Here is an 857-nt window from a genome sequence, read left to right as displayed (position 1 = left end):
AGGACTGATCAGTAAATCTAACCTGATAGCCAACCGCGTGGCCCAATTCTGTATTGAGCTCATCACTAATTCGATTAGCAACGGTTCTGGCGGCCAAACGACGTGGTTGGGTATGACCGATTAATCCACGATTAGCTAAACCTAACTCCAAACAAATTTTAGGAAGCTGAGTCGTTTTACCGGAACCTGTTTCACCAGCGACAACGACAACCTGAGCGATTTGAAGCGCATCCTTAATCTCGTCAACCTGTTGTGAGACGGGCAAATTTTCAGGATATGTAATAGTGACAGGTGTCTGCTTTCTCGACTCAACTAAATCACATGATTTCTGGTACTTTTCATCCAAGCTCTGAAGCTGTTTTTGGCGATCACTGTCATTGAGTTTTGCCGCATGGGACAGTTTACGCCTTATCGCATACTCATCGCGCAATAAACATTTAGACAAATCATATTGTTGAATATTGTTTTGATCGGAAACAGACACTAGGTTCTCTTTAATTTCTTTAGATACAGACGCTTACACGATGACGTTTGATTCGCTTTGATTGTGGCCTATTCTAACTTGAATAGACTTTGTTATAGCGGAAGCCAATTATGCGGGTTATCGAAAACATTACTTACGATGAACTACACGTCGGGGATTATGCCACATTCACAAAAACATTAACGGAAGATGAGCTAGTTTTATTTGCTGCTGCTTCTGGCGATGTAAACCCCGTTACTTTGGATGCGGAATACGCAAAAAAAACCACTTACAAAGAGCGTATAGGCCATGGAATGTGGGCAGGCTCTCTTATTTCTGCGGCTTTATCTACTGTTATTCCAGGTCCCGGAACAGTACATCTGGAGCAAAATTT

At 42.2% G+C, this 857-nt stretch carries 1 protein-coding gene and 1 pseudogene; one reads left to right on the top strand and one right to left on the bottom strand.

From position 1 onward, the window contains the following. Positions 1-484 (bottom strand): annotated as a pseudogene (locus tag A3739_RS31005) (ATP-dependent RNA helicase HrpA); the annotation flags it as partial. A 110-nt stretch (positions 485-594) separates the two neighbouring features. Between A3739_RS31005 and A3739_RS20120 the strand changes: the two are divergent. Further along, positions 595-857 (top strand): MaoC/PaaZ C-terminal domain-containing protein (locus A3739_RS20120; RefSeq protein ID WP_255376790.1); only part of this gene is annotated, 263 nt, incomplete at its 3' end.

This window comes from Oleiphilus sp. HI0067 (assembly GCF_001635735.1).
The sequence above is the reverse complement of the archived record's forward strand: the minus strand, read 5'-3'. Positions and strand labels throughout refer to the sequence as shown.